Consider the following 448-nt stretch of genomic DNA (forward strand, 5'->3'; position numbering starts at 1 on the left):
CTCTGGTCCGTCGTCAAGCCGCCGATCTGGCGCGTATTCAGTGCACCGAATGCCGCGGCCGTCAGCGCCAGCATCTGGTTGGTCGACAGTGCTGCCAGTTGGTCCGTGCTCAGGGCCGACAACTGGGCGCTGCGCAACAGCGCCACACTGGCCGTGGTCAGACCGGACAGGTCAGCCACTTCGAGCGCGCCGACGCTGGCGGCCGTCAGGGCCGAGACCTGGCCCGTGGTCAGTGCACTCAGTTGCGCGGTGGTCAGGGCAACGATCTGGGCCGTGGTCAACGCGCCCACGGCAGCATTGCTCAGCGTGCTCAGCAAGGCAGTGCTCAGCGTGTTGATCTGGTTGGTGCTCATGCCGGCCACCTGGGCCGTCGTCAGCGCCGCGATGGCCGCCGTGCGGATTTCTGCCAGATCGGCCGTTTCCAGTGCTGCGATGCTGGCCGGGGTCA

The 448-nt window shown here is 67.4% G+C and carries 1 pseudogene; it reads right to left on the reverse strand.

The window, feature by feature from the left end:
- Window positions 1-448: pseudogene (locus GM655_RS22820) on the reverse strand (heme utilization protein); the annotation flags it as partial.

This window comes from Pseudoduganella danionis (genome assembly GCF_009720775.1).
GTDB lineage: Bacteria > Pseudomonadota > Gammaproteobacteria > Burkholderiales > Burkholderiaceae_D > Rugamonas > Rugamonas danionis.